Source organism: Intrasporangium sp. Soil_C_50 (assembly GCF_057656595.1).
In genome coordinates, this window is sequence record NZ_JBDGKB010000012.1 from 72,901 (window position 1) to 98,964 (window position 26,064).

At 66.1% G+C, this 26,064-nt stretch carries 19 protein-coding genes and 1 pseudogene; 12 read left to right on the forward strand and 8 right to left on the reverse strand.

Annotated features, from left to right (window positions below):
- Positions 1–184: 184 nt before the first annotated feature.
- Positions 185–2,035, reverse strand: coding sequence for a glycoside hydrolase family 15 protein (locus tag AC3A5R_RS18810; RefSeq protein WP_487622294.1), 1,851 nt, complete (start codon positions 2,033–2,035; stop codon positions 185–187).
- Positions 2,036–2,588: 553 nt separating this feature from the next.
- Between AC3A5R_RS18810 and AC3A5R_RS18815 the strand changes: the two genes are divergently transcribed.
- From AC3A5R_RS18815 to AC3A5R_RS18840, 6 genes are all read left to right on the forward strand, one after another.
- Positions 2,589–2,948, forward strand: coding sequence for a PadR family transcriptional regulator (locus tag AC3A5R_RS18815; protein WP_487622295.1), 360 nt, complete (start codon positions 2,589–2,591; stop codon positions 2,946–2,948).
- Positions 2,945–3,643: an HAAS signaling domain-containing protein gene (locus tag AC3A5R_RS18820; protein ID WP_487622296.1), complete on the forward strand. Its 699-nt coding sequence runs from the start codon at positions 2,945–2,947 to the stop codon at positions 3,641–3,643. The genes AC3A5R_RS18815 and AC3A5R_RS18820 overlap by 4 nt, the downstream gene beginning before the upstream one ends.
- A gap of 135 nt (positions 3,644–3,778) precedes the next feature.
- Positions 3,779–3,943: a hypothetical protein gene (locus tag AC3A5R_RS18825; RefSeq protein WP_487622297.1), complete on the forward strand. Its 165-nt coding sequence runs from the start codon at positions 3,779–3,781 to the stop codon at positions 3,941–3,943.
- 623 nt (positions 3,944–4,566) lie between these two features.
- A complete protein-coding gene (locus AC3A5R_RS18830; protein WP_487622298.1) occupies positions 4,567–4,953 on the forward strand; it encodes a Crp/Fnr family transcriptional regulator in 387 nt (128 codons plus the stop codon).
- Between the two features lie 213 nt (positions 4,954–5,166).
- Positions 5,167–6,081, forward strand: a complete 915-nt coding sequence (cysM, locus tag AC3A5R_RS18835) for a cysteine synthase CysM (protein ID WP_487622299.1) — start codon at positions 5,167–5,169, stop codon at positions 6,079–6,081.
- A 686-nt stretch (positions 6,082–6,767) separates the two neighbouring features.
- Positions 6,768–8,804 carry an alpha/beta-hydrolase family protein gene (locus AC3A5R_RS18840; RefSeq protein ID WP_487622300.1) on the forward strand — a complete coding sequence of 679 codons (2,037 nt, stop codon included), beginning with the start codon at positions 6,768–6,770 and terminating at the stop codon, positions 8,802–8,804.
- Positions 8,805–9,119: 315 nt separating this feature from the next.
- Here the strand turns inward: AC3A5R_RS18840 and AC3A5R_RS18845 are convergent, their stop codons facing one another.
- From AC3A5R_RS18845 to AC3A5R_RS18855, 3 genes are all read right to left on the reverse strand, one after another.
- On the reverse strand, positions 9,120–9,911 hold the full coding sequence (locus tag AC3A5R_RS18845) for an SRPBCC family protein (protein ID WP_487622301.1): 792 nt from the start codon (positions 9,909–9,911) through the stop codon (positions 9,120–9,122).
- A complete protein-coding gene (locus AC3A5R_RS18850; RefSeq protein WP_487622302.1) occupies positions 9,908–10,486 on the reverse strand; it encodes an ArsR/SmtB family transcription factor in 579 nt (192 codons plus the stop codon). Before AC3A5R_RS18850 ends, AC3A5R_RS18845 begins: the two co-directional genes overlap by 4 nt.
- A gap of 143 nt (positions 10,487–10,629) precedes the next feature.
- Positions 10,630–11,172: a hypothetical protein gene (locus tag AC3A5R_RS18855; protein WP_487622303.1), complete on the reverse strand. Its 543-nt coding sequence runs from the start codon at positions 11,170–11,172 to the stop codon at positions 10,630–10,632.
- 449 nt (positions 11,173–11,621) lie between these two features.
- On the opposite strand from AC3A5R_RS18855, the gene AC3A5R_RS18860 reads away from it, so the two are divergent.
- Both AC3A5R_RS18860 and AC3A5R_RS18865 read left to right on the forward strand, forming a co-directional pair.
- On the forward strand, positions 11,622–13,001 hold the full coding sequence (locus tag AC3A5R_RS18860) for a hypothetical protein (RefSeq protein ID WP_487622304.1): 1,380 nt from the start codon (positions 11,622–11,624) through the stop codon (positions 12,999–13,001).
- 274 nt (positions 13,002–13,275) lie between these two features.
- Positions 13,276–14,007: a hypothetical protein gene (locus tag AC3A5R_RS18865; RefSeq protein WP_487622305.1), complete on the forward strand. Its 732-nt coding sequence runs from the start codon at positions 13,276–13,278 to the stop codon at positions 14,005–14,007.
- A 43-nt stretch (positions 14,008–14,050) separates the two neighbouring features.
- On the opposite strand, the gene AC3A5R_RS18870 is transcribed toward AC3A5R_RS18865, so the two are convergent.
- The 3 genes and pseudogenes from AC3A5R_RS18870 to AC3A5R_RS18880 all read right to left on the reverse strand — a co-directional run.
- The gene (locus AC3A5R_RS18870) at positions 14,051–14,665 is read right to left on the reverse strand and encodes a class I SAM-dependent methyltransferase (protein WP_487622306.1); all 615 of its coding nucleotides are present in this window, start codon (positions 14,663–14,665) and stop codon (positions 14,051–14,053) included.
- A complete protein-coding gene (locus AC3A5R_RS18875) occupies positions 14,653–14,946 on the reverse strand; it encodes a class I SAM-dependent methyltransferase (RefSeq protein WP_487622307.1) in 294 nt (97 codons plus the stop codon). The genes AC3A5R_RS18870 and AC3A5R_RS18875 overlap by 13 nt, the downstream gene beginning before the upstream one ends.
- A gap of 1,493 nt (positions 14,947–16,439) precedes the next feature.
- A pseudogene (locus AC3A5R_RS18880) lies at positions 16,440–16,631 on the reverse strand (ATP-binding domain-containing protein); the annotation flags it as partial.
- 254 nt (positions 16,632–16,885) lie between these two features.
- Between AC3A5R_RS18880 and AC3A5R_RS18885 the strand changes: the two are divergent.
- Both AC3A5R_RS18885 and AC3A5R_RS18890 read left to right on the forward strand, forming a co-directional pair.
- The gene (locus AC3A5R_RS18885) at positions 16,886–20,782 is read left to right on the forward strand and encodes a GTPase (RefSeq protein WP_487622308.1); all 3,897 of its coding nucleotides are present in this window, start codon (positions 16,886–16,888) and stop codon (positions 20,780–20,782) included.
- Between the two features lie 9 nt (positions 20,783–20,791).
- Positions 20,792–22,438 carry a GTPase domain-containing protein gene (locus tag AC3A5R_RS18890; RefSeq protein ID WP_487622309.1) on the forward strand — a complete coding sequence of 549 codons (1,647 nt, stop codon included), beginning with the start codon at positions 20,792–20,794 and terminating at the stop codon, positions 22,436–22,438.
- Positions 22,439–22,692: 254 nt separating this feature from the next.
- Here AC3A5R_RS18890 and AC3A5R_RS18895 read toward each other — a convergent pair whose 3' ends face one another.
- Entirely contained in the window at positions 22,693–23,532 is an 840-nt protein-coding gene (locus AC3A5R_RS18895; protein WP_487622310.1) for a protein NO VEIN domain-containing protein, read from the reverse strand.
- Between the two features lie 360 nt (positions 23,533–23,892).
- On the opposite strand from AC3A5R_RS18895, the gene AC3A5R_RS18900 reads away from it, so the two are divergent.
- Both AC3A5R_RS18900 and AC3A5R_RS18905 read left to right on the forward strand, forming a co-directional pair.
- Positions 23,893–24,093, forward strand: a complete 201-nt coding sequence (locus AC3A5R_RS18900) for a hypothetical protein (RefSeq protein ID WP_487622311.1) — start codon at positions 23,893–23,895, stop codon at positions 24,091–24,093.
- 725 nt (positions 24,094–24,818) lie between these two features.
- Entirely contained in the window at positions 24,819–25,655 is an 837-nt protein-coding gene (locus tag AC3A5R_RS18905; protein WP_487622312.1) for a DUF4062 domain-containing protein, read from the forward strand.
- Positions 25,656–26,064 lie beyond the last annotated feature (409 nt).

Sequence of the window (26,064 nt, forward strand, 5' to 3'; positions counted from 1 at the left end):
GCCGCGCGTCTCGGTGGCCCCGCCTGCTGTTCGCATGGTGTTCGTCATCCCACAGCCTCCTGAGTTCGGTGCACTGGATGGACCCGTCCTCTGCCGCCGGCACGGCGACGCATCTCAAACTAGGTCTCCCGTCACGGTCGACACATGACACTTCTGGGATGATCCGAGGCCTGATCGCGTCGTCTCAGGACGGGAATCGTGACCGGGCAGCGCGGTCGAGTGCCCCGTCGAGGGTGATGGCCGCGTCGATGAGAGCCAGGTGGGTGAACGCCTGCGGGAAGTTGCCGATCTGCTCACCGGTCAGCGCGATCTCCTCCGAGTACAGCCCGAGGTGGTTGGCGTAGGTCAGCATCTTCTCGAAGGTCACCAGGGCCTTGTCGAGCTGCCCGGCTCGCGCCAGGGCGTCGACGTAGGCGAAGGTGCACAGCGAGAAGGTGCCTTCCGACCCGCGCAGTCCGTCGGGAGAGGCAGCCGGGTCGTAGCGGTACACCAGGCTGTCGGTCACGAGCTCGTCGTCCATCGCCGCGAGGGTGGAGGTCCAGCGCGGGTCGGTGGGGGCGATGAAACCGGCCGATGACATGCGCAGCAGGGAGGAGTCGAGGACGTCGGTGTCGTAGTGCTGCACGAAGGCCTGTCGCCGTTCGTGCCAACCGCGTTCCATGACCTGCCGGTAGATGGCGTCCCGCTCGGCGCGCCATCGCTCAATCGGTGCCGGCCGGCCGTTGTCGGCAGCCAGGCGGAGTCCGCGGTCGAGGGCCACCCAGGACATGACGCGTCCGTACGTGAAGTTCTGCCGTCCGCCCCGCGTCTCCCAGATCCCCTCCTCCGGCTGGTCCCAGTGCTCGGCCAGCCAGTCGAGCAGGTCGCAGAGGCGGAGCCAGCCGTCGTGGCTCGCCTCCAGGCCGCGCCGGTCGCCGACCCAGATGCTGTCCATCGCCTCGCCGTAGATGTCGAGCTGGAGCTGGTCGGCGGCGCCGTTGCCGATCCGCACCGGCGCGCTGCCCCGGTACCCCTCCCAGTGCCCGAGCACCTCCTCCTCGAGGTCGCTGGACCCGTCGACGCGGTACATGATGTTGAGCGGTCCCGTGCCCCCGTCGCGCTCCTCGTCGATGCGGGCGCGAAGCCACCGCCCCAGTGCAGCCGCCTCCTCCGTGAAGCCCAGTCCCAGCAATGAGTACACCGAGAACGACGCGTCACGGACCCACGTGTAGCGGTAGTCCCAGTTGCGTTCACCGCCGATCTGCTCGGGCAGTGCCGCGGTCGGGGCGGCGACGAGGCCGCCACTGGGGGCGTACGTCATGAGCTTGAGCGTGATGGCAGAGCGGTGCACGATCTCGCGCCAGCGCCCCGCGTACGGGGACTGCGACAGCCAGCTGCGCCAGAACCGTACGGTGTCGTCGAACAGCTCCCACGCCTCGGCGACCCGCACCGCGCGGGTCGGCCCGCCGCTGCCTGCCACGAGGACGATGCCGCGCATCTGGCCCGCCGTCAGCCCCAGCTCGGCCAGCACGTCGCCGTCCCCGGTCACCCGTCCCACTGCGAGGCGCGGGTCGTCCGGCTCGCGCACGAGGTCGACACGCATCGCCGTTCGGGCGCCCTGGAACACGGCGCCGTCGTCGGCCAGGTGGACCTCGTGCGGCTCGCGGCCGTAGTCGAAGCGCGGCGCGATCTCGATGGAGAAGGTCATCTCCCCCCGGACGCAGCGGACCATGCGCACGATCCGGTGCTCGGCGGTCTGCGTCGACCCCGCGACGGGCATGAAGTCGACGACCTCGCCGACCCCTGCCTCGGTGAGGAACCGGGTCACGAGGACTGCGGTCTCGGGGAAGTAGAGCTGCTTGCGGGTGAAGACGTCGGCCTTCGCAGTGATGCTGCACCGTCCGCCGCGCTCGTGGTCGAGCAGGGAACCGAAGATGCTCGGGGAGTCGAACCTGGGGGCGCAGAACCAGTCGACCGCGCCGTCGGTGGAGACGAGGGCGGAGGTCTGGAGGTCACCGATGAGGCCGTGGTCGGCGATGAGCGGGTAACCGGACAAGGGGTGCTCCTTCCGCCGGCGAGGCCAGTTCCACGCTCGCCCGGGGGAACCACGGCGGGCATCATCCCGCTGGGGTGATCTGCCCCATGGCGTCCGTTGCGCGTGGGGCGCCAACGCCACGTGACGCAGGTGCTTCAGGCTCGCAGGGAGGTGGGGGCGGCAGGTGCCGTTCGGGAGACAGCCCCCTCATCGACATCGCCCGCCGTGTGCAGCGCCCCAGCCCGACGAAGGAGGCCACCACCAACGTCCCCGCGGCGGTAAGGACGGCGACGCCGTGGAGCGGCAGGTTGACCGGGATCGTGGCCACGTCTCGCGCCTGGCGACGCAGTGCCACGTTTCCCGAGCTCGCAGCCTTGGCGTCCTTTTCGAGCCTGACCGGCTCAGTCCCGTACCCGGACGAAAGGGGGCGCAAGTCCGGAACCGTGCGAGCCTGGACGCACGGATCGGCGGCAGCCACGAAGATTGCCTCCCGGCGGAGTGACGCCGATAGGTGAACGTACTTCTTGGGTCGAAATCCTGGTCGGCGATGGGCGGGACCGCTACCTTGTGACGCATGGTATCTGGCGACGCCATCTTGACGCATTTGCGCCGTGGGGCGCTCGAGTACTGCGTCTTGGCGATGCTCAAGGGCGCCCCGCTGTACGGGCTGGACATCGCGCGCAGGCTCACGTCCAGCGGGGTCCTGATGGCGAGTGAAGGCACGCTCTATCCGATGCTTGCTCGCCTCCGCCGGGCGGGTCTTGTCACCACGTCCTGGCAGGAGTCCTCCGAAGGGCCGCCTCGCCGCTACTACTCGCTGACTCCCGACGGGACCGCCGCCCTACTGGCGTTCCGGCGAACCTGGCCGCCGTTTCGCGACGCCGTGGACGCCGCGCTCGACACGACCCCGAACTCTGGAGAGGCCTCATTGTGAACCACGCCGCCGACCGGCTCGGCCTGACCTACCTCGACGACCTCGCCCGGATGCTCGACCAGCTGGATCCGGCCGAACGCGCGGAAGTCCTGGACGGGGTCCGCGAGCACATCATCAGCGCGCTCGCGGGCCGTCCCGAGGCGACCGACGAGGAGGTGCGCGCAGTCCTAGCCGAACTTGGCCCCCCGTCGACCGTCGCCGAGGAGGCGTACGCCGCTCGGCCGGGTGGCCTCGCTCGCATCACGCCCTGGGCCTCCCGGCCATGGGTGCCACCAGTCGTCACCATCGCCCTCGGCGCGACGCTGCTCTTCGCGGTCATCGCCGTCGTCGGCATGCCCGCGTACTCCTCCAGTGAGTCGTGCACCGGCGACGGGGTGTGCACGCAGGGACCGGTCAGCTTCAGCGGCGTCTTCGGGCCCTCGCTGGCGACTCTCGTGGCCGTGTCGTGGCTCTGGCTACCGACCTCCGCACTCATCGCGGCGAGCACCTTATGGACCAGGGCCGAGAAGGTGGCGCTCGTGCTGCTCGTCCCGGGGCTGCTCCTGGGATTGGCAGTCCTCGTCGAGCTGGGCTGGTTGGTGACCCGCACTGAGCTCGGCATCAACGTCGGCTCTTGGTTGGGGCTCGCTCTTATCGTCATCGGCGGAAGCCTGGCGCTGTGGCGGCTAACCCGGAGACGAGCCCAGACGGCATAGGGCCGATGCGTCCACGTGACGACAGGAGGGGCTGCGACCACGTGATCGATCGAGGCTCGTGCCTCTTGGCGCCGGCTGACTCCACGCTTCCCTGGCATGACGTCCGCTCTGGCGACGGGCGAGACACTGGCAGGCATGGCCAACCTCACGTTGCGGTGCCCCCGCTGCAAGCTGATCCTGACGGGTGATGACCCAGAGCAACTCGCCGACGATTTGCTCGTCCATGTGGAACAGGCGCATGGGCATGCGCCACCTCGAGAACATGTGCTCGCACGGATCGAACGGCACAACGAGCTCTGAAGGTTGAACCATCGGGTGAGCGCCGGAATCGACGTGGGGCGGCAGGCGGCGAAGTGACCCACGCGTTCACCGTCACCGCAAGGCCGCCGTGACAGCTGGCTTCTGCTGTGCGCGTGCTCGCACGTCGGCGGGCCAGCCCGGCAGTCGATCCCACTGGCTTGTGCACCGTCCTGCCCGGGGCGGCAGATCGCATCAACGTTCACCACATGTGGTGACGACAGGCACGGCTCTCGCTCCTAGCTTTGTCGGTGTCCCATCGACAACAGGGCCGGCCCGGAGGAGGGCCGTTCAGAACGTCATGGCAAGCCCGGGTGCCGAGGTGCGATCTCGCGCCGTCCTCGACATGCAGGGAACCACCGATCACCCCGGCCTGCTGGTTGACCTTGCCCTGCGCCGGCCGTGAGGAGAGCCGAATGCTCGCTCCGTCCGTTGCGTCGCAGACGGGACGGGCGGCCGGCGGCGATGTGGCGCAGGCGCTGGAGCCTCGTCAGAAGCCTCACCTTGAGGGTCGTGACCTACCGGAACGGCCGAGGTTCGGACGCCGCCGGGCGTAATTTGGAAGGACTGCTTGGAAGGAGCCTGTCATGGCACGAGATCGAGCACGCGAGGCGGTCATCGCCGACGTGGACCTCTTCCGGGACCTGTCGAGGGCGCAGCTGAAGCGGTTGGCCAACGCGGCCAGCGAGGTCTCGCACCCGCAGGGAAAGGCGGTGGCGGAGGAGGGCCGCGGTGCGTTGGCCTTCCACCTCATCGTCGAGGGGTCAGCGACGGTCAGCAAGGACGGTCGTGAGCTTCGCACCCTCGGTCCGGGTGACTACTTCGGCGAGATCAGCATGATCGACGGTCGACCGCGATCCGCGACCGTCACCGCGCTCGAGCCCATGAAGGTGATGGCAATTCCCCACCAAGACTTCGAGGCAGTGGTCGACGCGGATCCCGACGTCGCACGGCGCCTTCTCCAAACCCTCTGCGCGCGTCTGCGTGAGGCTGAGGCAAGGGCCTTCGGCTGATCCCGGTTCGAACGGGACATCACTACGCGCCCCGATCTGCCGCGCTCACAAGTCGGCACGCCGCGAAAGGACGCTCCTCGAGACCCTCGAGCAGGTGTGGTCTGCCTCCCCGGACGAACGTCATCCCCGCGCACCTCATCGTGCTCGGTGAATGCGTGGCGGTCGAGCAATCGGCTGCGGTTCTTCGGCGACCGCCGTCCTAGACTGCGGCGGGTGAGCAATCCTCCGCTGTACCCCACGATGGAGGACGTCATCGGCGGCACGCCTCTGGTGCGTCTGCAGCGCCTTCCGGGGCTGGAGAACGAACGCCGCGGCAACCTGCTGCTCGCCAAGCTCGAGGGGAACAACCCGGCCGGCTCGGTCAAGGACCGGCCGGCGATCAACATGATCCGGGGCGCGGAGGCGCGAGGGGAGATCTCCCCCGGCGACACTCTGCTGGAAGCCACTTCGGGCAACACCGGGATCGGCTTGGCGATGGCGGCGGCGATCAGCGGCTACCCACTGGTCATCGTGATGCCCGAGGACGCCTCCACCGAGCGGATCCAGACGATGAAGGCGTATGGAGCCGACCTGGTTCTCACCCCGGCGCGCGGCGGTATGGAAGAGGCCCGCGACGTCGTGACGCGGATGGCGCGGGAGGGCCGCGGCCGGGTCCTGGACCAGTTCGGCAACCCGGACAACCCCCGTGCCCACGAGGAAGGGACGGGCCCGGAGCTGTGGCGGCAGACCGACGGACGGATCACGCACTTCGTGTCCGCGATGGGCACCACTGGCACGATCACCGGGGTCTCGCGGTTCCTGAAGTCGCGCAACCTCAGTGTCCAGATCGTCGGTGCACAGCCCGCGGAGGGCTCGAAGATCCCTGGGATCCGCGCCTGGCCACCGGCGTACGTGCCCAAGATCTTCGACCCGTCGGCGGTGGACCGGACCGTGGAGGTCACCCAGACCGATGCCGAGGAGACGGCCCGCCGGCTGGCCCGCGCGGAGGGCATCTTCGGAGGTGTCTCGGCGGGCGGCGCATGCTGGACCGCCCTGCAAGTGGCCGAGGAGGTCGAGGGGGCGACAATCGTCTTCGTGGTCTGCGACCGCGGCGACCGCTACCTCTCCAGCGGCGTGTTCCCTGCCTGAGAGTTTCCGCTGACGCCCGGAGACAGCCGTCGAGGGTGGGACCGGCCCTCTCCGCCGCCCTACTGCACGACTGCAATGCACGCGGCGTTGTGACGCTAGTGCCGGGCGCCCCGCAGTGAGGTTCGTTGTTACCTGTTCTGCCGATGATCGGACGTTCCCATCGTGCCGATAAGCGCGCACAGAACCGGACGCGGTCGTTACGGATTGATGACGAGCCGTCCACGCTGACACGTCGGTGTGGTGACCGAGTCCGGCGGTTGTGAGGCGACCCGGAGGGGCGAACAGCCGGTCCCTTCGGCCGGGACGGGTCAACCGTCGTAGGGGTCCCGCCTGCTGAGGGCCAGCTCTTCGGTCAGCTGTCGGACCTTGACGTTGTGGCGTTGGCGCGCGTCGACGAGCCGAGCGAACGCCGCCTCGGGCGTATCTTGTAGCGCTCGACCAGGATGCCGATGGCGACGCCGATGGTGCGCGCGGTGGTGAGGGCGTCCTGCAGGTTGGCGATCTTGGCCTCGGCCGCTTCGAGCGCCTGTACGGTCGAACCCGATCTTCTCCCTCCAACGCTCCGGGACGCTCAACGCTTCCACGCGACGGTGAACGGCGGGCCGGGAGGCTCACCCGGAGGGTGTGAAATGCGCGCGCTCCACGGACGCCCGACCCCGAGGCGGTTACCGTGAGGACGCGCCACGGTGCTGTCGGAGCCTGTGGCCGGTCTGCGGGAGCCGATGATGCGGACGTTCGAGGAGATCGTGAGCCAGGCCGTCACGGAGACGGGCTGGTCACAACCACTGGCGACCGCGGCCCAGACCGGCCTTGTCATGGCGAGCGCGTCGTGGCCTGGCACGTTCGAGCCCTCGCTCGTGCCCCGGTCGACGAAGGACCAGGCCATCATCACCGGCCTGACGACGACCCTGAACTACGGCCTCTCGGCGACGACGCAGGACGCCATCGCCGCGGTGGCAGCCCTCGTCGCGCCGCTGCTGCCCGGTCGCGACCCGGGCCGGAAGCAGGCCCTGGCCATCCTGGCCCTCGACCTGATCGCTGTCCCCGTGGGGTACGGCCTCTTCCGGTTCGTGTCGCGGCGTCCGAACGAGGCCATCCTCCGGGGTGGCATTCGGCAGGTGGGCTGGCGGCTCATGGCCACCGGGATCAGCGGAGCCGTGCTGGGCACCGCCCGGGCAGGTCTCATCGCCGTCGACGACGCCGTCGATGCGAACGGCCGACTCGCGCGGGTCCCGGTGGCGATCCCCGTCGGATTGGCTGTGGGTGGAGCGATCCTTCGCCGCCAGCGTCGCGACGTCCGGGACCTGCCGTCCACCGGGCAGGACGAGGAAGGGCTGGAGCGGCTCCGCTCGGCCGCCCTGGGTGTGGTACTCGCCGGGGCTCTCACGGGTGCGGCATACGGGGAGATGTGGCTTGCCGAGCTGGCGGGTGAGGCTCTGTCAGAACGGCTTCCGGGCCCGCCGGCTTTGTACCGCCTCTCCGGTCACGCCCTCTGCCTCACGGGCGTCGTGGCCGGCGTCAACGTGCTATGGCAGCGCGCTATGACAAAGGTGGAGGCGGGCGCCTCCGGGATCGACCCCTTCTTCGACGACCCTGAAGGGGGCCGGCACTGGGTGGAGCCGACCGTGAGCGGTTCGTCCGAGAGCCTCGTGCCGTGGTCGAGCCTGGGCCGGGAGGGGCGACGCCACACGCTGCTGTCCGTGCGGACGCGGCCGCCGGCCGACCGCCCGGCCGACGTCGGCGACTTCACCATCCCCGCCGTCATGGGCCAGCCCGCGGTGGCGGAGCCGGTGCAGGTGTACGTGGGCCTGGACAGCGCACCGACGGCGGCGGAACGGGTCGAGCTCGCGCTCGCCGAGCTGGATCGAACCGGGGCATGGGACCGGTACGTGCTCATGCTCATCTCGCCGACCGGCAGCGGCTACGTCAACTACTGCGCCAGCGCCGCCGCCACCTACCTCACCCGCGGCGACATCGCCATGGTGACCATGCAGTACTCGAAGCGGCCCTCGCCCCTGTCGCTCATGAAGGTCAAGCAGGCCCGCGAGCAGAACCGGCTGTTGTGGCTGCGGCTGAGCGCCCGCCTTCGTGAGCTCAACGGCGGCGGTCCGCGGGTCGTCCTCTTCGGCGAGAGCCTCGGCGCCCACACGAGCCAGGACGTGCTCCTGCACTGGGGCACCCTCGGCCCGCAGGCCCTCGGCCTCGAGCGGGCCCTGTGGATCGGGACGCCGTACGGGTCCGGTTGGATGCACCAGGTCACCGGCGAGCCGCGGCCCGATGTGGACCCCTCGCTCGTGACGGTCGTCAACGACTTCAAGCAGTTCACTGCCATGCCGGCCGAGCAGCGGTCGAAGCTGCGCTACGTCTTGTTGACGCACGACAACGACGGGGTCGCCCGCTTCGGGCTGGACCTGTTGACCAGCCGGCCCGCCTGGCTCGCACCCGGCCGGCCGCTGCCGCAGGCGGTCCCGGGAGCCAGCCCGCGCGGGATCCCGCCACGGCTGCGCTGGAGACCGGTCACGACGTTCTTCCAGACGCTCGTGGACATGAAGAACGCACAGATACCCGGCGCGTATAAGCCGTGGGCCCACGACTACCGGCCAGAGCTGACCCGGTTCGTCTCCGCGGTCTTCGACCTGCCGGCGACCGAGGAGCAGCTCGACCGGATCGAGCAGGCGCTGGAGCAGCGCGAGTCACTTCGCGAACAGATCTTCAAGGACTGATCGGCCTCACTCACGCTGCAGGGGTCGGATCGCATCGAGTGAGGAGCCAGATACCCGCGCATGCCCAGTTCGGGGGTGACCCTGGGCTCAGGGCAGGGGCGACCAAGGTCGGCGGGCCGACGATGTCGACGCCCAAGGCGGGCAGGCCGGCAAGCTCGGCGTCGTTCTGAAGCGGGGCTGTCGGGTTTGCGTTCACCGGCCATCCCTGCTGGAACAGCTGCTAGACGATCTCGTGGCTACCGAGCCGCACGCTCAGCCGGCGAATCGCGGCGTTGTGACGCTCCTGCACTGACGGCCCGCTTGGCACTGTGGAGGTCAGGCCGGGACGGAGATTCCTTCCAGCCAGGCCTGCCAGGCCGGCTCCTCGCGCCGCACATAGTCCGCGGCTTCTGCGGAGAACAGGTACGCGCGCACGCCCGCCGTCGCCCTGCCATCGCCCTCGTCCCACGCGAAGACGTTGAGCATTCCAGGAATCGGCGCGCTGAGCCTGACCAGCGTCTGACGCTCGCCGACGCGCTCGACCGTGCCGGTTACGCCTCGCACCTCGATCGAGGCCCCCTCGTCGCCCCGTCCGAGCGCGCCATGCAGAGCTGTCCAGAGCGCCTCTGCGTCACCCGGGTGGGAGGCGCTGGCCTCCAGGTGCGTGGCCTCCTGGCCGGGAAAGTGCGCCAGGTAGATGCGCAGGTTGTCGAAGAACGGCATCCAGCCCGGGCCCATGGTCTCCCAGAACTCCGATTCCCAGGCGGCGCCGGTGCCGAAGCCGCTGCTGGTGACGCGAACGATGCAGGTTCCGCCCGACTGTGCCTCGACCAGGAACTCCGACGTCAATGGGCTGAGCGCATCGGGGTCCTTGCCCATGAGGGCAGCCCAGTCCTCCTCGTAGACGAGACGACGCGGCGGCTCCCATGCGGTGACCTGCCCGTCGGAGCCCATCTCCGCGCCCATGGTGAAGTGCAGCGAGCCACCTTCGCGTTCCTGCATCTCGGTCGGTGTGAACCAGGCGCTCATGCCCTTGGCAGTGGCGATGGCCTGCCAGACCTGATCCGGTGTGCCCGGTACCTCGACGCTGAACTCCAGGCGGTACGGCACGTTCGGGGTGGTGCTCATGAGTTCTCCTCAGGAAGGGGGTGGGCGGCGACGACGAGCCGGTGTGGGCGCCCGTCGTCGTGGTGGTAGCGAGCGGCCAGGTCGAGCACTGCTGCCGTGAGCTCGTCAGCGAAGGCAGCGCGGTCCGCCGCCGAACGGAAGCCGATCTGTGTGTCGATCGTCAGGGTCGGCAGGCGTTTGCCGGACGCGCCTGCCCGGCGCGTCAACGCGCCGACCTCACGCACCAGCCGACCGGCCAGCGCTACGAGATAGCTCGCCGACAGGTGGTCGGCGCTCGCTTCGGGGTCTGCCGCGGACGCGCTGACCGCCGCCGGCGACACGACGTAAGACGCCGCCGACGCCTGCAACACCCGCTCGGTGATGCCCCCGTGCCGGCGCTCGTCGGACAGCTCCACCAGCCCGTGGGCCTCGAGCGCCTTGAGGTGGTAGTTGACCTTCTGGCGCGTGATTCCGATACGCGCGGCGAGCCGCGCCGCGGAGGCGGGGGTGGCCAGCTCACGGAGCAGCCGGGCCCGAACTGGATCCAGCGCAGTGGCGGCTGCCTCGGTGCTTTCGATGACTTCCACGTCCCGCATACCGCCACCGTCCTCTTGACAAGAAAAATTGTCAAGGGTCCGCGCGTGCCATGAGCGCAGAGCTCACGGCGAAGTGACGCCCCCTGGTCCTTGGCTGCCACCTCACCTGAGGTCGCGCCAGAGCCCGTCCCCGCAGGGGTGGGCTACACGAGGTGGCGGTACTTCTGCGGGCAGAAGGCCGCGACGGAGCGCTCGAGCAGCTCACGCGACTCAGCCCATGACGCTCCGCTGTCGCGGCGGATGACCGCGGTGACCGCCTTCCCGGAACCGGTCGGCGCCTCCGACAGCATGGTGCAATAGCCGGTCGCGACCTGGGTCAGCAGCGGACCCCCGGGGTCCAGGCCCGGCAGGTTCAGCGACCCGACCCGGTGCGTGGCCGCCCACAGGTAGAACGACTGCTGCTCGGCGTCTCCGCGGTACAGGCCCTCGGGCGCCAACGTCACCGTGGGCGTACTCGCAGCGGCCGGAGGTGCCACGGGCTGGGTCACGGTTGGCGTCGACGTGTTCGCGGGAGCAACCGCCGCGCTGCGCGAGCCGCGCTCCGGTGCCAGCGCGTGCGCTGCCGCGAACAGGACGACACCTGCCAGCGCCAACCCCGCACCGACGATCCCGACAGCTTTCCGTGTGTGCGACGTCGACTCCGGTCCCGGCTGCTGGCGCATGTCGAGGACTTTCCTGTCCGTCATTCTTCTCCCCTGTCACGCGGCACCGCTGCGTGACCGCAGCGGCACCCGACCCGGCGTTGCCGGCCACGAGCATTCTGAACCATCGGTGCCGCCAGCGCTCGAGGTGTGCATGAGCGCGCAGGGCCGAAACCGAGTCACGGCGTCCGGAACAGCGGCATCTGCGCCCTCCTTTTCCAACGCCAGATGACTTTCCTCGCCACTCTGGGCGGCAAGGCCCACGTGATTCTCCGTGGTTGGGCGGCAGGCGGCGGAATGACGCATGACATCTCCGTCCGTGCGCCTCCGAATCGTGTGGACGGGTACTCTCTCATCCCCTTGGGGATCAACCCGCAGACACGCTGGCTGCGACCTCGTGCCAAAGCCCGTGCACCGTTCGCAGCGAGGGTACGGTTCGGTCGAAGACACACCGTCGCTAGGTGCAGAGCAGTTACAGGGGATAGGGGAACGACGTGGCAGAGGAGAACTGGCACGAGGCGCGACTCATTCCGACGTCAGGGATCAACGGCGCGGAAGAGCAGGAACGGCGGGCCACGTCCGCTCTCCTCGCGGTGTTGGGCGCGGTCCGCGAATTTGGCAGATCGCTCCTGAAGCCGCTCGGCGCGCCAGCTGGTGCGATCAGCACCTATATCGAGGTTCCCTTCATGCTCGGCGAGAAGCGGCTCTACCCGGACGGGCTCATCCGCGTCGCTCGCGGATCGAAATCCTGGACATGCCTCGTTGAAGTGAAGACGGGAAGCAATGCCCTGCAAACTGAGCAGCTGGAGAACTACCTCGACATCGCTCGGGCCGAAGGGTTCGATGCCGTCCTGACTATCTCAAACGAGATCCCTGCCATCGCGGGCCAGCATCCGACGAAGGTCGACGGGCGCAAGCTTCGAAAGGTTGCGCTGCACCACGTCGCGTGGACCCAGGTCCTGGCGGAAGCCGTGCTTCAGAAAGAGTTCCGCGGCGTGGCCGACCCCGATCAGGCCTGGATCCTGGGTGAGCTGATTCGCTATCTCGAGCATTCACGGTCGGGCGCGCTCGAGTTTGAGGATATGGGCGAGGCGTGGACCGGGGTCCGCGACGCCGTCGCTACAGGCACGCTGCGCCCGACAGACAAGGGCATCCCAGCCGTCGTCGGCCGGTTCGACGCGCTTCTCCGATTCGCGAGCCTGCGTCTCGGGCGGCAGCTCGGCACCGAAGTCGTGCCAGTCCTTTCGCGTCGGGAGCTTGCCGACCCGACGCTTCGCGCGCAGGCGCTGACGCAGATGCTGTGCCAGAACGGGGAGCTGACTGGGGCCATCCGCATTCCAGACACCGTCGGCGCACTCATCGTCACGGCCGACGTACGCGCCAGCACCTTGACCTGCCACGTCGACATAGACGCACCACGCGAAGGTCGCCCCACCACCCGCGTGAACTGGGTCGTGCGCCAGCTCAAAAACGCCCCTGACACCGTTCGAATCGAGTGCTATGCGGCGCACGCACGCGGCTCAAGCAGCGCAGAGCTGCTGCGCACCGTCCGCGAAAACCCCGCCTCGCTGCTCATCGACCCATCGAAGGAAATCCGCAGCTTCCGCGTCGCGGCCAACAGCAACCTCGGCGCCAAGCGTGGCCGAGGTCGAAGCACCTTCATCGACTCCGTACTGGCCGGCATCGACGCGTTCTATGCCGACATCCTGCAAGACCTCAAGGCATGGTCCGCCGCCCCGCCGAAACTACGGCCCGCACCCGAGACTGCGGACGAGATCGAGCACACCGTTCCGGCAAGCCTTGCCTCCACGGAGCTCTCATCACAGGACGGAGTGGCCGCCGAGCCGAGCCTCGCGACAGCAGAAAGTCACTGACCCGCAACGCTCGAGGCTGGGGACCAGATCGAACACAAATTGCCAGGGCGTACGCGGCGAATCGGCGCATGTATCAGCGCGGCCAGATGGCCGTTGTTCTGCACGAGCCGTCCCGCCTCATCGTCACGGTGCTGCTTCGTCAGCGCGAAGTCTGGACTCACGGGCGTCACACGCGTCGAACTATGGCTGGCGCGACTTCCGGATCTCAAGGGAGACCCACTCCGACACCGCCACGCGGATCAACACACCGTCTCACCGGGCTAGCGTGTCGGTCATGCGCGGGGATGAGACACGGGTTGTGGACGCATTCTGCTCTTGGCTTGAAGAGGGCGGGTGGGTCGTCGAGCGTGAGGCGGCCTTCTGCGATGTCCGAGCCACTCGCGGAACCGAACTCATGTTCGCGGAGGCGAAAGGCAGAACTGCAGCCCCCGGTCTGGACATCGACACCCTCTACGGCCAGCTCTTGCGGCGGGTGCCTGCTGACGCGGTCGGAGTAGCCCAGTTCGCAGTCGTCGTGCCCTCGACTGCCCTGTCTGCCGCGCTCCGCGTTCCGTTGAGCGTCCGTGAGGCCCTCGGGATTGACATCTACACGGTGGATGAGTCGAGCAGGGTGGTGCATCACAATGATGACCGCGGACCTGCGGACGAGTCCGGGCCCTTGATCCAGCGGCAGATCGAGTGGGCGCATACCTACAACGGCTATGAGCGTCTAGCTGGAGGCGCGGAGGGACCGCAATCCTTGGCCCGTCTGCTGGAGCCGGCCTGGCGTGAATACCGAGACAGCGGACGTGTGCCCGAATGGTGCGGCGTCGATCTGCTGCGCGGTTGGGCGTTCTATCTGACACGCGCTGACCGGCACGGCGGGGGATACGACCTCGGCGAGGGTGGTGGCAAGGTGCGCGAATGGAACGCGGTGCTTGAGCGCATCGCCACCCACCCGGGTGCTGGACGCGAAGACCGCCCACCACTCGAAGAGCGCCAAGCGGAACACTCCCCTCCTGACTAGCGGCGGGAATGACGCTGGTGCACGGCCGGTTGCGACGAAGGAGTCAGCCCGCTTCTGCTCCGACGCGAGCCACGGCAACTCGACCGTTGGCCAGAGACCTCGAGCCGAGTGTCGGCGTGCCAAGCCGCGTCGCAGCCTCGAGCAGGCTGACGTCGCTGTCGACCGCCCAGCCGCGGTCGGCCAGGAGTCGCCCAGTACGCGCGGGGGACCACAGCGACCTCCAGGGCTCGCCTGCCAGCGGTGATGGCACGCCCGACAGGCGCGAGGCCAGTCCGGCCACTCGTCGCCCGATCCGCGCCGTCAGGGAGGGGGACTGGTACTGGGCGACAAGGATGCTCCCGGCGGCGGAGACGCCGGTCACCGCAGCGAGGGTTGCGGTGACCTGTGCCCGAAAGAGGTAGGGGATCACCCCCTCCCAGATCCAGACAGTCGGCCGCAGCGGATCGTGTCCAGAGGCCGCCAATAGGGGGCCGAGCGCCTCATGGGCCAGATCCACCGCCACCAGGCGCAGGTCGCAGACAGGCGCTGGAAGGCCCGCTGCGCGACGGCGCAGGTCGGCTTGGGATGCGGGGTGGTCCACGGAGAAGACCGCAGTGTCTCTCAACGCCTCGAGGCGCCATGGCCGCGCGTCGAGCCCGGCACCAATCAGGACGACCACTCCCCACCCTGCTCCAGCGCCCCACAGATAGCACTGTCGATGAGCACCGTCCGCGGCGCCAGGACCTCGGCGCAGGCGCTGACCGACTGCACGGCGAACCGCTCGCGGACATCCTCGGGCAGTTCACCGTCCCTTGCCCGCCGCACCGGCACCAGTTCAGGCTCGGACAACAGCCGCTCCGCGACCGGGTCAGCGAAACTGCCCACCCCGATACGCCCCTCGGCCACCGCGCGACCTTGGCACACCAAGACCGCCGTTCCACTCGCCTGCCCCGGTTCCACCCAACGATCCTAGGTGCGGCCCCTCAGACGGCCCGGACCTGCGGCCCCGAGGGCGGCCACGACAGGCGGGGGGAGAACGCGGCCGCGTCAGTCGGAGGCTGTACGCGGCGATGTGACGCACCACCGATGACATGTCTGGACATCGGTCTACCTTTGGTCGCCGAGGATCGTTTCGGCCCCCTCCGACAAGTCGCCCGCCTCTCCGATGGCGGCTGAGTTAGGGAAGAAGTCGCGCGAACGCGCTCCTGGCTCCGCTATCAGTGCCTACTAGCGTTCCGCCATGGCGAACAAGCGGGCGCTCGAGAGGAAGGAGTGCAGCGGCTCCGCACATTGGTTGCTCTTGGAGAGCCGATGACCGCGGTTGCGTCTGAGTTCGGCGTCTCCTACAAGGCGGTTCATAACCTCGTGCGGGAAACTCGAGTTGTCGGTGCATACAAAGCGTCCACGTCCTATCTATCCGCCGGAACTTCGCGCGCAAGCGGTCAGACGTTGTGTAAACGGGGAGACCCACGGCCAGATCGCGAGATCGTTGAAAGTGTCGGCAACCTGGGTTCAAGCCAGCTCTCGAAGCTCGGCGCTGACGCCCGGGCATCGGGCAGACTCCTCGGCCGGGACGACGAGATCCGGGGGCGTTACAACGACGGCGAATCCTCCGCGCAGATCGCTCGGAGACCTAGGCGTGTCGGATGTTGCTGTGCTCGTCCGCCTTCGCCGAATGGGCGCCAACACCAGGCCTGCAGGATGGGCAGTGCGTCGAGTTCCCATCCGACATGACGCCTTTGCCGACGACTACGACGCGCAGGCCGCTTACTGGCGCGGGATGGTTGATGGCGATGGAGGTATCACATGGCCAAAAGGAAAGCAGGGTCCGTGCATGTACTTGTGCGGCCCAGATTCCGTGATGACGCAGTTCGCAACGTTTCTTGGCCGGAATGTCAGCGGTAAGGAACCTAACGTTGTCAACGTATCAGGTACCGATGTGATACGTCAGGTGAAAGTGGAAGGAGTGCGCTGGGAAAGCAATAACTGTGCTGTGGAGTGGCGTAGTGCCGCGGACCGCGGAGACTTAGGAGCCCGCTCTGAGGCGCAAAGTGCAGCGCGCCCTGACCGCCATAAATTGGCGGACCCGCACAGAACTCCTCGCCGCCAAGGCCGCCTCGAAAAGCCGCCTACCGCTCACGCGCATGCTGCCGACCAAGGCGTGACGGTCCATGGCAGTGGTGAGGGGAAGAATCAGGGTGCTGTCGAAGATCGCGCCCTGTCGGTCAGCACCGCCCGTCGCAGCGACAGGCAAGCGGTTTTCGGAACCCGCGTGTGTCGCAACGTGGCCGGTTGGCTCCGGCGGAAAAAACGCTTTGGCAGGGGCGCGCCTGCCGCTTGACGCAGGTGTCGATCGGCGCTTGAGCGTCGTCATGCATTGGGGAGCGCACTACTAGAACGGTTCATTGGCGCTTAGGAGAATCACGTGACGGGCATCTCCAGGATCGGCACAGTCAATGCCGATGAACGTTCGATAGGCGCAGTGATGGCATTCCGGATCGCGTCCCTGCTCCCAACGACCGTGAGTCGTTGCGAGCGCGGGCGGTCGCCGTATAGAGCAGTTCACGGGTCAAGAGCCGCGACCCGAGCGCGGGCGCGAGGACGGTTACGTCGCGGGCCTCGCTGCCCTGTGCCACGTGAGGATCAACGAGAAATGCGTAGCAACTGCGCGGTCTGACGGACGAGCAGTGCGGGGAACGCTCGAACTGACCATTCGGCTGCGCGGCGTGGGAAGGACCCTCTAAATCGGACCAACCGCCCCAATCTGTCGGGCCAACTCACTAGCCTTGCCCTCGATGGTTCTGGCGACACTCTCTGGTGCAGCCATGGGGTCGCGCCGGACGCTGTGGTCGCCTTTGCCATGCGTTCCTCGATGGGGGCATCGAAAGGATGTTGCAGGGTGAACACTGAAGCAATCGACCATGCGGCCCGGCAGGACGCCGGAGGTGCTCCCGAAACGGCCAGCCCGGTCGAGGTGGTTGTCGACTTGCGGCCGCCCACGCAGGACCAGCCAAGTCTCACTGCCGCGGTCGCCGATGCAGTTGCGACGGGACTCGATGAGTTGACACGATTGGACGCAATCGTCACCGAAGCCGAGTCGCGTCTACAGCAGGCACGAGAGGTCCTTTCTGCCTTCCGACCTGCCGACGCTGAGGACGGTTTCGCCGTCCTTCTCGACACGGTTGTCGGCGACTTGCGGGACCGACTCGGAGAGAGCCGGCGGTTCGCGTCAACCTTCAACGTTGCCTTCTTCGGGCGAACTGGGGCAGGCAAGAGCACGTTGCTGTCTGCGCTGGGTGGCCTCAATGGCCAACTGGTCTCGGATGGCCAGAGCGACTTCACTGTTGATGTCCAGCCACTCGACTGGCAGGGTTGCCGCTTGTATGACACCCCGGGGATCAACGGCTGGGGCCGCACCCGACCACGGCCTGATCTTGAAGAAAAGGCACGCGAGGCAGTCGAAGTCGCTGACGTCGTCCTGTTGTGCTTCGACAGCCAGAGTCAGCAGGCGTCGGAGTTCGTCAAGGTTGCCGCATGGGTCCGCGACTATCGGAAGCCAGTCGTTGCTGTTCTCAATGTCCGCAACGCCATGTGGCGGCATCCCGCCCGCGTTGCCGCAGTCGCGCAACGCCACGGATTGGCCCGCACCGCTCAACAACATGCGGACAACATCACGAGCGAACTCGAAGCGATGGGACTCCACGACGTGCCGGTGGTGGCCATCCACTCCAAGCGCAGCCTGTTTGCCCGAGCCTCGACGCCGTTCTCCGGCCCTGCTGCAAAGGAGCTTGAGGCTGAGCGGTCAACATACGGTCTCGACTACCTCGACCGAATGTCGAATCTGCCTGTCCTCGAGGGTCTCATTTCCGCCTGCATCCTCGAAGGAGCCGCCAAACTCAGACTCGCTGCATTGCGAGAGGGGCTCCAAGCGGGTTTGCGGGACTGGGCGGATGAGATTGACAGCCTTGCCGACCACCACCTGAATCGCGGCAAGACCATCGAAGGACTCGTCGCAGAGGGGCTGAACGTCCTCGGCTATCCCGATCCAGAGCGCCGCCGCTCCCTCCTCCCGGACGCATACAGTCGCGACTACCTGGAAGACTTGGAGGCGGTACGGGGTGAGCCCTTTGCCGCACCCGCCTCGGGCCGACTAGAAGGCCACGTCAGGCACCTCCTCAGGTCACACCTCTACCCACTGCGCAGTCGGTCGCTGGGGGCTGCCGAGCAGTTGATCCTCGAAGCCTTCGACAACCATCGTCAGGTACACGAGCACGAGTTCGAGTCGGCCGTCTTCGACGCGGACAAGATCGCCCACGCCATCGAGACCGTCGGTGACCTCGCGGCAGACTTCCTCGTCGAGAACCTAGACCTGGCGAGGATTGATACGACGATCGATCTCGGACTCATTGACCGCTCCGCCACCACTATTCGAGGGAAAGCCGGCATCGGACGTCGCCGAGCGGCCAACGCACTCAAGGCCGGTGGGTTGCTCAGCAGCGGAACGGGAGCGGTCCTTGGAGTCGTCGCATTGACGAACCTCTGGAACCCAGCCGGCTGGACCGCAGCCGCAATCCTGGGCGGGCTCGGCATCGCGAGCGCCGTGCTCGGATTCTTTGGGAAACGCACACGGAACCGCGCAGAAGAAGGCCGTGCGGAGTCGCGGGCTCGGGCCGTGGCGGATGCCCGATCGAGCGTCAATACCTACTTCGACGAGTGCGAGGCCCAGCAACTTGCCAAGATCATGGACGAAGCGTGGTCCAACGCTTCAGAACCAGGAGCGCGCATTCTCCTAGAGGCGCTCCACATCCGCACCGGCTGCGGCCGGCTCCTGTCAGAGGCGGATTGGCTGCGGCAGCAAGCTGCCTCCCAACCATCGGTTGCATCTCCGGCTCAGGTCATCCGTGATGCCTCGGAACGACTCCTCGCTGCGGCACCCTGGGACCCGCCGAGCCTACGAGCACTGCTCCTAGGAGAGGACTGGGTGCACGACAGAGCTCAGGTCGACGCGTCAGAGCGCCTATCCGACGCAGATCGCGAGGTGCTTGCGCGGGCCGGGGAGTCCGACCGCGCAGCGTTCGCATCTCTTCTCGAAGATGCATTCGACCACAGCCAAGTCAATTCGGTGAGGAGCTGGATTAGAAGCGCCGCCACATCCGCAGCCTTGGACGAAACCGCCCAGGAAGAACTACGACGCGCCGCACAACTGCTTAACGCAACGCCTGAGATCATCGTGCTCGGCGACTACAGCTCCGGCAAGACAAGCCTCATCAAACGACTTCTTGCAGAGGCCGGAGAAGAGACTCCGCCCGGTCTGCAGGTCGATGCTCGGAGCGCGACGAGCGAACCAAGCCACTATCGCTTCGGACGGTTGAACCTTGTAGATGCACCGGGCTTCCAAAGCGGGAACGACGAGCACGACACTTTGGCGTTAGACGCGTCCCAGGAGGCGGCCCTCGCGGTCGTAGTTCTGCACGTCAACCTGCTCATCGGCGACACCTCCCGGCTGGAACGCCTACTCATGGGCGGCCCGACCGTCGTCGGCAAGGCAGCACGAACCATCTTCGTCATCGGTCGCACGGACGAAGTCGGCGTGGATCCGATTGTCTCCCCCAGCGAGTTTGTCGTGAGGTGCCGTCGCAAGGTCGACGAGCTCCTTGGCATCCTCGAGTCACGCAACCTGCATGTCGAACGAAGCCATGTGCTCGCTCTTGCCGCCGATCCATACGGATTGGTGGGAAACAGGGCGTCAGTCACAGCATCGGACTACTCCGCCGGCAATCGAATCTGGGATGGGGTGAGTTCTCTCTGCACACCACTTCTGCAACTATCCGAGGCGAGCCGCACCGGGATGTCTGCCTCGGCCGGCCTAGACTTCGGTCGCTCCGCACTTTTGAACGCGCGCCAGCGAGCGCAGGTCGAGATCGATGATCTGGAAGAAGCGCGTGCAGCGGGAGAGCGATTCGAACAACTCATCGAGACCTCCGTCGCAGAACTCAGGCTGTTGCAGCAGTCCGTAGAACGGCGTGTGCGTCGGGTCGTCGATGACCATGCGAGCGAGGTCTTCGCGGAGGCGCTCGGCGCGGCCCCAGACCAGGTCGAAGCAATGTCAAAGCGCCTGCAGTTCTGGTGGCAGGATCCCCGCTTGTCCAGTGCCATGGCTTCCCTCGAACCCGGAATAAAGCGCGACCTCACCGACTGGTCACGACGCCACGCGTCTGAGTTCGAGCGAGCGGTGCGACAAATGACGTTCTCCGTCAGATCGGATGACTACGACGGCCTCGGCAACGAAGACAACACGGCAATCAAGGACGGTGTCCGCGTCGCCGGGAAGGTCGCCAAACACACCGCGAACATGGTCAAGGCGGCCGGAACACGCGACGCCGTCTACTCCATCGTCAAGGCAGCCAACGGCAAGTTCAGGCCGTGGGGCGCGGTGAAGTTGGGTGCGAAGGTTGCCAAGGCCGGAGCCGTCCTTGGCGTGGTAGCCCTCGGTTTCGACGTTCTCGACTGGGCGCTGGCCGCAAAGAAAGAAGGCGACCGCGAGTCTGCCAGACAGAAGGCAGTCGCACACGTACGGGAGACCAAAGAGATCGTCGTCAAGGATCTTCTGGAACAGCCCGAGGGCCCTATGAAGGCGCTACAAGCGTTCGAGGTCGACATCACCGAAAGCATGGAAAGTCTCAGATGTGCTGCCGAGGAACGAGGGAATTCAGCACATGATGCAACACAGCGATTCGATACGCTGACCGCCCTCCTTCATGGTGGCGAAGACCTGACCGCAACAATGGAGCAATAAGGTAACGACATGGGCGATACACCAACAGCAGCGATTCGATCTTGGCTGAACGAGACGTCCGGCGCCGATGCGTTGGAAAGGTTCGACTCCCAATGGGCCGACTTCGCTTCCAACACCCAGCCAGTCGTGACCCTTTTCGGTGCGTACGACACTGGCAAAAGCTCGATCCTCCGTCGCCTCCTGGTTGACTCGAGCCGGGCGATCCCCGAATGGCTCACTGTGAGCGCAAGGCACGAGACCGCAGTTTCCAGCCTCATCGAAGTCGTTGGCTGCCTCGTCCGTGATACTCCCGGCCTGTCGCCGGATGGGGAGGACGCTCGGTCCGTCAAAAACTCCAATGCAGCAAGAGCGAGCCTTGGTTTGACTGACGTACTGGTGGTTACCACCAATCCGCAACTCCCAACAGGGGAGCGTCCCGAACTCTTGTCCATTTTGTCAGAAGGCTGGCCAGCATCGTCGGTGTGGTTTCTTATCTCTCGCGCCGACGAAGGAACGGTTGATCCGGCGATTGACCCGGAAGGATTCAAGGAGTGGGGGAAGAACAAGCGGGACGAGTTGCGCGCATCATTGTCCTTGGACGACTCCTACCCGATTCGAGTCGTTGTTCCGGATTACGGCCAACTCGGCTCATTCGAGCCTCAGCCAAGCGCCGATACGTGGGCTGGTTCCCGGGAGTGGGACGGAATGGATGACCTGCGCGCAGCGCTGGCCGACCTTCCGGCAATCGATCTCGCCGAGTCGCGGTCGCTGGCCGAGTTTCGTTTCTGGCGGGCTACGCTCACAGTTCGATTGGCAGAACTGCGCGCCGAACTGGCGGACTTGACAACCTCCCACGACGTGGCGGCCGCCTCGCTACGAAGGTCGGCCGTCTTCCTGAAGAGCCTTGACGCGCTCCTAGACGCGGCCAAGGTCTCGTTGGAAGGTGCCATCGACTCAGCCATACGTCGCGCAATGAACAGCCCCCTGATCGATGCTACGTCGATTAGGGAGGCGGTCGACCCAGTCCTGGACGAGTGGTGGCAGGCTCAGCAGGCGCAACTGGCGCGGATCCGACAGGACGCTATTCAGGCGTTCGGGAGAGAGCGCACTGGCAGAGGGTGGGCCACGTTCGAGAGTCTCTACTCGACATTCAACCAACCAGATGAGGAGGACGCTCCGCAGGGAGACTTCGAGTTCACCCCTGACTTTGAGTCACTTGGCAAGAAGGCCGCCGAGGCGCTCCGGGCCATCGACAAAATCCGCCGCGCCCACGAGGCGACTAAGCGCCCGTCCGAGGCAGCCGAAATCATCGAATCAGCTCTCACATTCGGCCAAGCTGCGGATCTCGTGAACGCGGCATTGCCCCTGCTAACAGAGCTCGCCGCGCTCATCCAAGGCAAGCTGCAATCCGAGGTCCAGAAGGCACGAGAGCGAGAGCGACGTCAGCAGATCGAAGCGGAGGTGACCCGCATCGTCACAGATGCGGCGAACCAGGCCCTGACGAACCTGAAACCTGACGTGGAGACGCTTCGCGACGAGATCACTGGGCAGAGCATCGACCACCAGGCCGTGGACGACTTGGAGAAGGCCCGCACCATTGCCGCCGAGCTGGTCCAGCGGGGCGAATCGCTTCTGTCATCCGGCGCCGAGAACTCTCCACAGGCCGAGACGTCTTGACCCTGCTGCACGGTGATTGCGTGATACGCCCATAACGTGCGGAGGATTCCCACAGGATCCCGAGGGGCGTTCGAATCTCGACGGCATCGGTGGGTAACGCATGGTGCTACGGAATGTCAATCGACGAGCCAGTGAGTGGGGCCCACGCGAAGCCGGTACCGCACACGGAACACCTGCAAGTAGGGAGCCTGCACCCGTTCGGCCCAGACCTGCCGCGACATGGCGGCGGTATGACGCGCGGCGCGAAGGCGGAGTCATGTGTCCAATGCAACTCGGTACTGGGTCGGGACTGCAGCCGCCAGCACCTCACCCCGCTCCAACTCGAACCAGGACGACTCATCGCCGAAGATGTTCGTGATGACGACGGCGATCCAGTTCTCCTCCCGTTCGGCGGCTAGATGCTCGTTCGGCGTGAGGAAGAACTCGGGACTAGCACCCGTCGCGCCCTTCACTTCAATGTATTTGACCAACTTGCCGCGCCGTGCTTCCAGGTCCCAGCCCCTGTTGTCCATCGAGACGTCGCTGACAATCCAGCTCTCATGCCGGTAGCCGGCGCTGACTATCGACATCGCCTCCAGTTCGACGAGACGATTGTGCTCCGCGTTCCCGTACTGTTGCCCTTCTTCGTGGCCTTTGCTCTTTGGTGGCCCCTGACCCAACAGAACGGCTAGGTCGTCTCCCAGTTCACCGTCGATGATTCGCCCAGAGCCGTAAACCTGATTCCAGGGGAACCTGGGAACCTGTCTCTCCAGTTCGCCGAGTGTGATCATGTGGTTGAGATCCATCGCCCGACCCCATGAGACGTTGACATAGTGCGCGTCCCCCGACTTCGCCTCATTCCAATGAGGCGCCGTAAAGGGCGAGCGGGTGACCACCCCAGTTGCGACGATCCCGCGACCATGGATGCCCTGCCGCAGCAGGCAAACGAGGTCGCCAACATGGATCTTCTTCCAGTTCGTCCCGATGCTCCAGCGGTTGCCCGCCGGGGGTTCCCCGGCTTGAAGTGGGAGCACCATCGCTTCGAGCCACTCAGCAGGGGTGTACTGGTCATCGTTATCCGGACCAGGGTTCCACGTCAGAAGCACGTATCGCATGCTTCGAGTTTCTACCTCACACTGGGCTTGTCGTCAGCAGGCACACCCGGGCGAAAGCAGTGGGTGGGCATCGAACGGAAGGCGGGGGCTCACGTGTAGCCCGCCGGCGCGGTTGCGGCGTCTCAGGGTACGACCGGCCCGGTCAGGACTGCCCGCGTCGTCATGCGGCGGAAAGAGGCGCACAGAAGCACGTTGCCCGCCTTGGACAGGACGGCTCCCGAGATGACGCTGGAATCGGCGAGAAGCAGGGTTCATAAGTTGTTCCGCGCCCTAAAATCCGAGTGGGCCCCCAGGTGGCACTCGGGCCTCTTTACTAGGCGCACCCTTCCAAGCGATCGAAGGAACCAAGGAGAGATGGCCTTGACCGACGAATTCATTCGCGATGCCGACTCGCAAAGGAGGATTGACGAGCGCACCATGCAGTCGACGACTGCTCTGCACTCAGACACCCCCTCGGCCAAGATCCTGCACCATCACGAGTACCAGCCGACAGAGAGGCTCGTGTGCCCGGTCTGCGCTTGGAGCGGACTGGCGAAGGAAGCAGACATGGAGCCCGTTTGAGGCGCTGTTCGATGTACGTTGTCCCGGGTGCGACAAGATGCTCCTGATAGTGAGTTATCCGAGCGCATCTTCGAGTTGCGTGGACTGCGCAGCGGAGTTCCGACGTCTGATGTCGCCGAAGTAGGGACAGTTCGCAGCATCGCCGACGTCGTGAGGTCGCATCCGGATCCTGCATGCCGAGGTCTCGTGCGCGGTTCGGTGACTACGCCCGTAATGCCGTGCCAACGGTGGGACCGTGATGAGAGCATCCAAGCATGATGTTTCCCCCGGGTGGGATCGACGCTTACGAGGCTGTGCCCTACGACGTTCCGCGCGGCAAGTGCCCGGCCTGCGGCGGGAATGAGGTTCGGCACCTCGTGATCGGGCTTCCAGGCGTCCTGGATGCTGTGACTAGTTCGCCAGCTTGGGTCGAGTGGGTCGGCTGCGTGCACCCGGGATATGACCGCGAATGTGAACGTTGTGGGCTGAATTGGATCTCGAAGGATCCTGGAGCCGAGGGCTCGTCGCGCTAGAACCCTGTGTCGAAGCCGCCTTCTGGAGCCCGTCAGTGGCTCAGCTGGCTCGTCGTTCATCGTGCTGTGAGGCAGCGGCCACGTTCGGCATGCGGTAGCCGAGCGCTGACACGCGGCGGTGTGACGCACCACCGGCAGCAAATGAGCGAGTTCACCCGCCTACGCCGGAGGGACCAGCGAGGCTGAGTCGGTGCCCACCGATACTTTGGCGCCATGCAACTCGCTCAAGTCTTCACCGTCATGATCGCCTCGCCCTCAGACGTGCCTGACGCTCGCCAAGCCGTTTACGACTCGCTTACCGAGTGGAACGGCGCCAACACGAGGCACCGGAACGTGATTCTCCTGCCCCTGAAGTGGGAGACCAGCGCCGTTCCGCAATTGGGCAGCGATGGGCAAGACATCATTAATCACCAGCTCGTCGACGATGCCGACATAGTGATTGCTCTATTCGGAAGTCGGCTCGGCCAGAAGACCGCGCGCGACCTCTCCGGCACGGCGGAGGAGATGAACCGAGCCCACGGCGCAGGAAAGCCCGTTCACACTTTTTTCTCGGACGGGCCGTTGCCGCGTGACGTAGACACCGACGAGCTCAACCGACTGCGCGACTTCCAGAAAGAACTTGGGGGCCTGTACAGCACGTTCGCCAATCCAGGCGAACTGCGTAACAGGGTCTGGCAGGCAATCGAGCACGATATCGCCCAGCTGCAGCCAGACATCGATCAACCGGTAGAGACGAAGGGCGGCGTGGACTTCCTAGTTCAGCCCGCGAGTGAGCGTCTGCCGAAGACTGACAGTCGCGGTCGTCTGACGCACGAGACGAAACGCTGGATTGAGTTGACTAATCGGGGCGACGTCGACGCGGAGAACGTGGTTTTGGAAGCAGCCCCGGACACGAACTTCTGGCTTCATTGGGCCGGCCCTACGACCATCCAGCACGGTCAGACGCGCAAGGTGCCCGTCACGTACAGCATGGCCACGTCCAGGGCCGCAATCGTCGTGAGTTGGACGGAGTCGGGAACGGAGCACAGCCGGCAGTTCGACATCGACTGACTGTGAAGATTCCCTTCGCAGCCTGATGGTGCTGGACAACAACTTCGTTAACCACGCCAAGCGGCTCGGGGTTTCGCATCCGTTCCACGGTCTACAGCTTCTCCTAGAGCGGTGTGGCGAGGGGAGCCGTATCCAGGGACGGTCGCCGAACTTCTCCAGTCGTTGGCTGCGCGGCGATCCACGCGCTCAGCCCTCGAAGCCGGAGTGACGCGTGGCCTTTCGTCCCGGGCGACGATCGAACGACGGTAGTCGGAAGGTCGCGCATGCCAGTCGGCGAAGAATGCTACGAATCCAGCTGCTTTCGTCTGGAGCCGCACTCTGGCTCGACACTCCTGGAAGACTGCGACTGTAGTCGTCCTCGACGCGACTTGCGCGCTCGAAAAAGCCCTCGCCTCTACGGGTCGAAGCC

Bases quoted from the DNA above. Each gene is read 5' to 3' on its own strand.
- AC3A5R_RS18890 (WP_487622309.1), top strand. From the start codon at position 20,792: ATGGGCGATACACCAACAGCAGCGATTCGATCTTGGCTGAACGAGACG.
- AC3A5R_RS18845 (WP_487622301.1), bottom strand. From the start codon at position 9,911: ATGAGCACCACCCCGAACGTGCCGTACCGCCTGGAGTTCAGCGTCGAG.
- AC3A5R_RS18825 (WP_487622297.1), top strand. From the start codon at position 3,779: ATGGCCAACCTCACGTTGCGGTGCCCCCGCTGCAAGCTGATCCTGACG.
- AC3A5R_RS18850 (WP_487622302.1), bottom strand. From the start codon at position 10,486: ATGCGGGACGTGGAAGTCATCGAAAGCACCGAGGCAGCCGCCACTGCG.
- AC3A5R_RS18905 (WP_487622312.1), top strand. From the start codon at position 24,819: ATGCAACTCGCTCAAGTCTTCACCGTCATGATCGCCTCGCCCTCAGAC.
- AC3A5R_RS18855 (WP_487622303.1), bottom strand. From the start codon at position 11,172: ATGACGGACAGGAAAGTCCTCGACATGCGCCAGCAGCCGGGACCGGAG.
- AC3A5R_RS18865 (WP_487622305.1), top strand. From the start codon at position 13,276: ATGCGCGGGGATGAGACACGGGTTGTGGACGCATTCTGCTCTTGGCTT.
- AC3A5R_RS18815 (WP_487622295.1), top strand. From the start codon at position 2,589: ATGGTATCTGGCGACGCCATCTTGACGCATTTGCGCCGTGGGGCGCTC.
- AC3A5R_RS18895 (WP_487622310.1), bottom strand. From the start codon at position 23,532: ATGCGATACGTGCTTCTGACGTGGAACCCTGGTCCGGATAACGATGAC.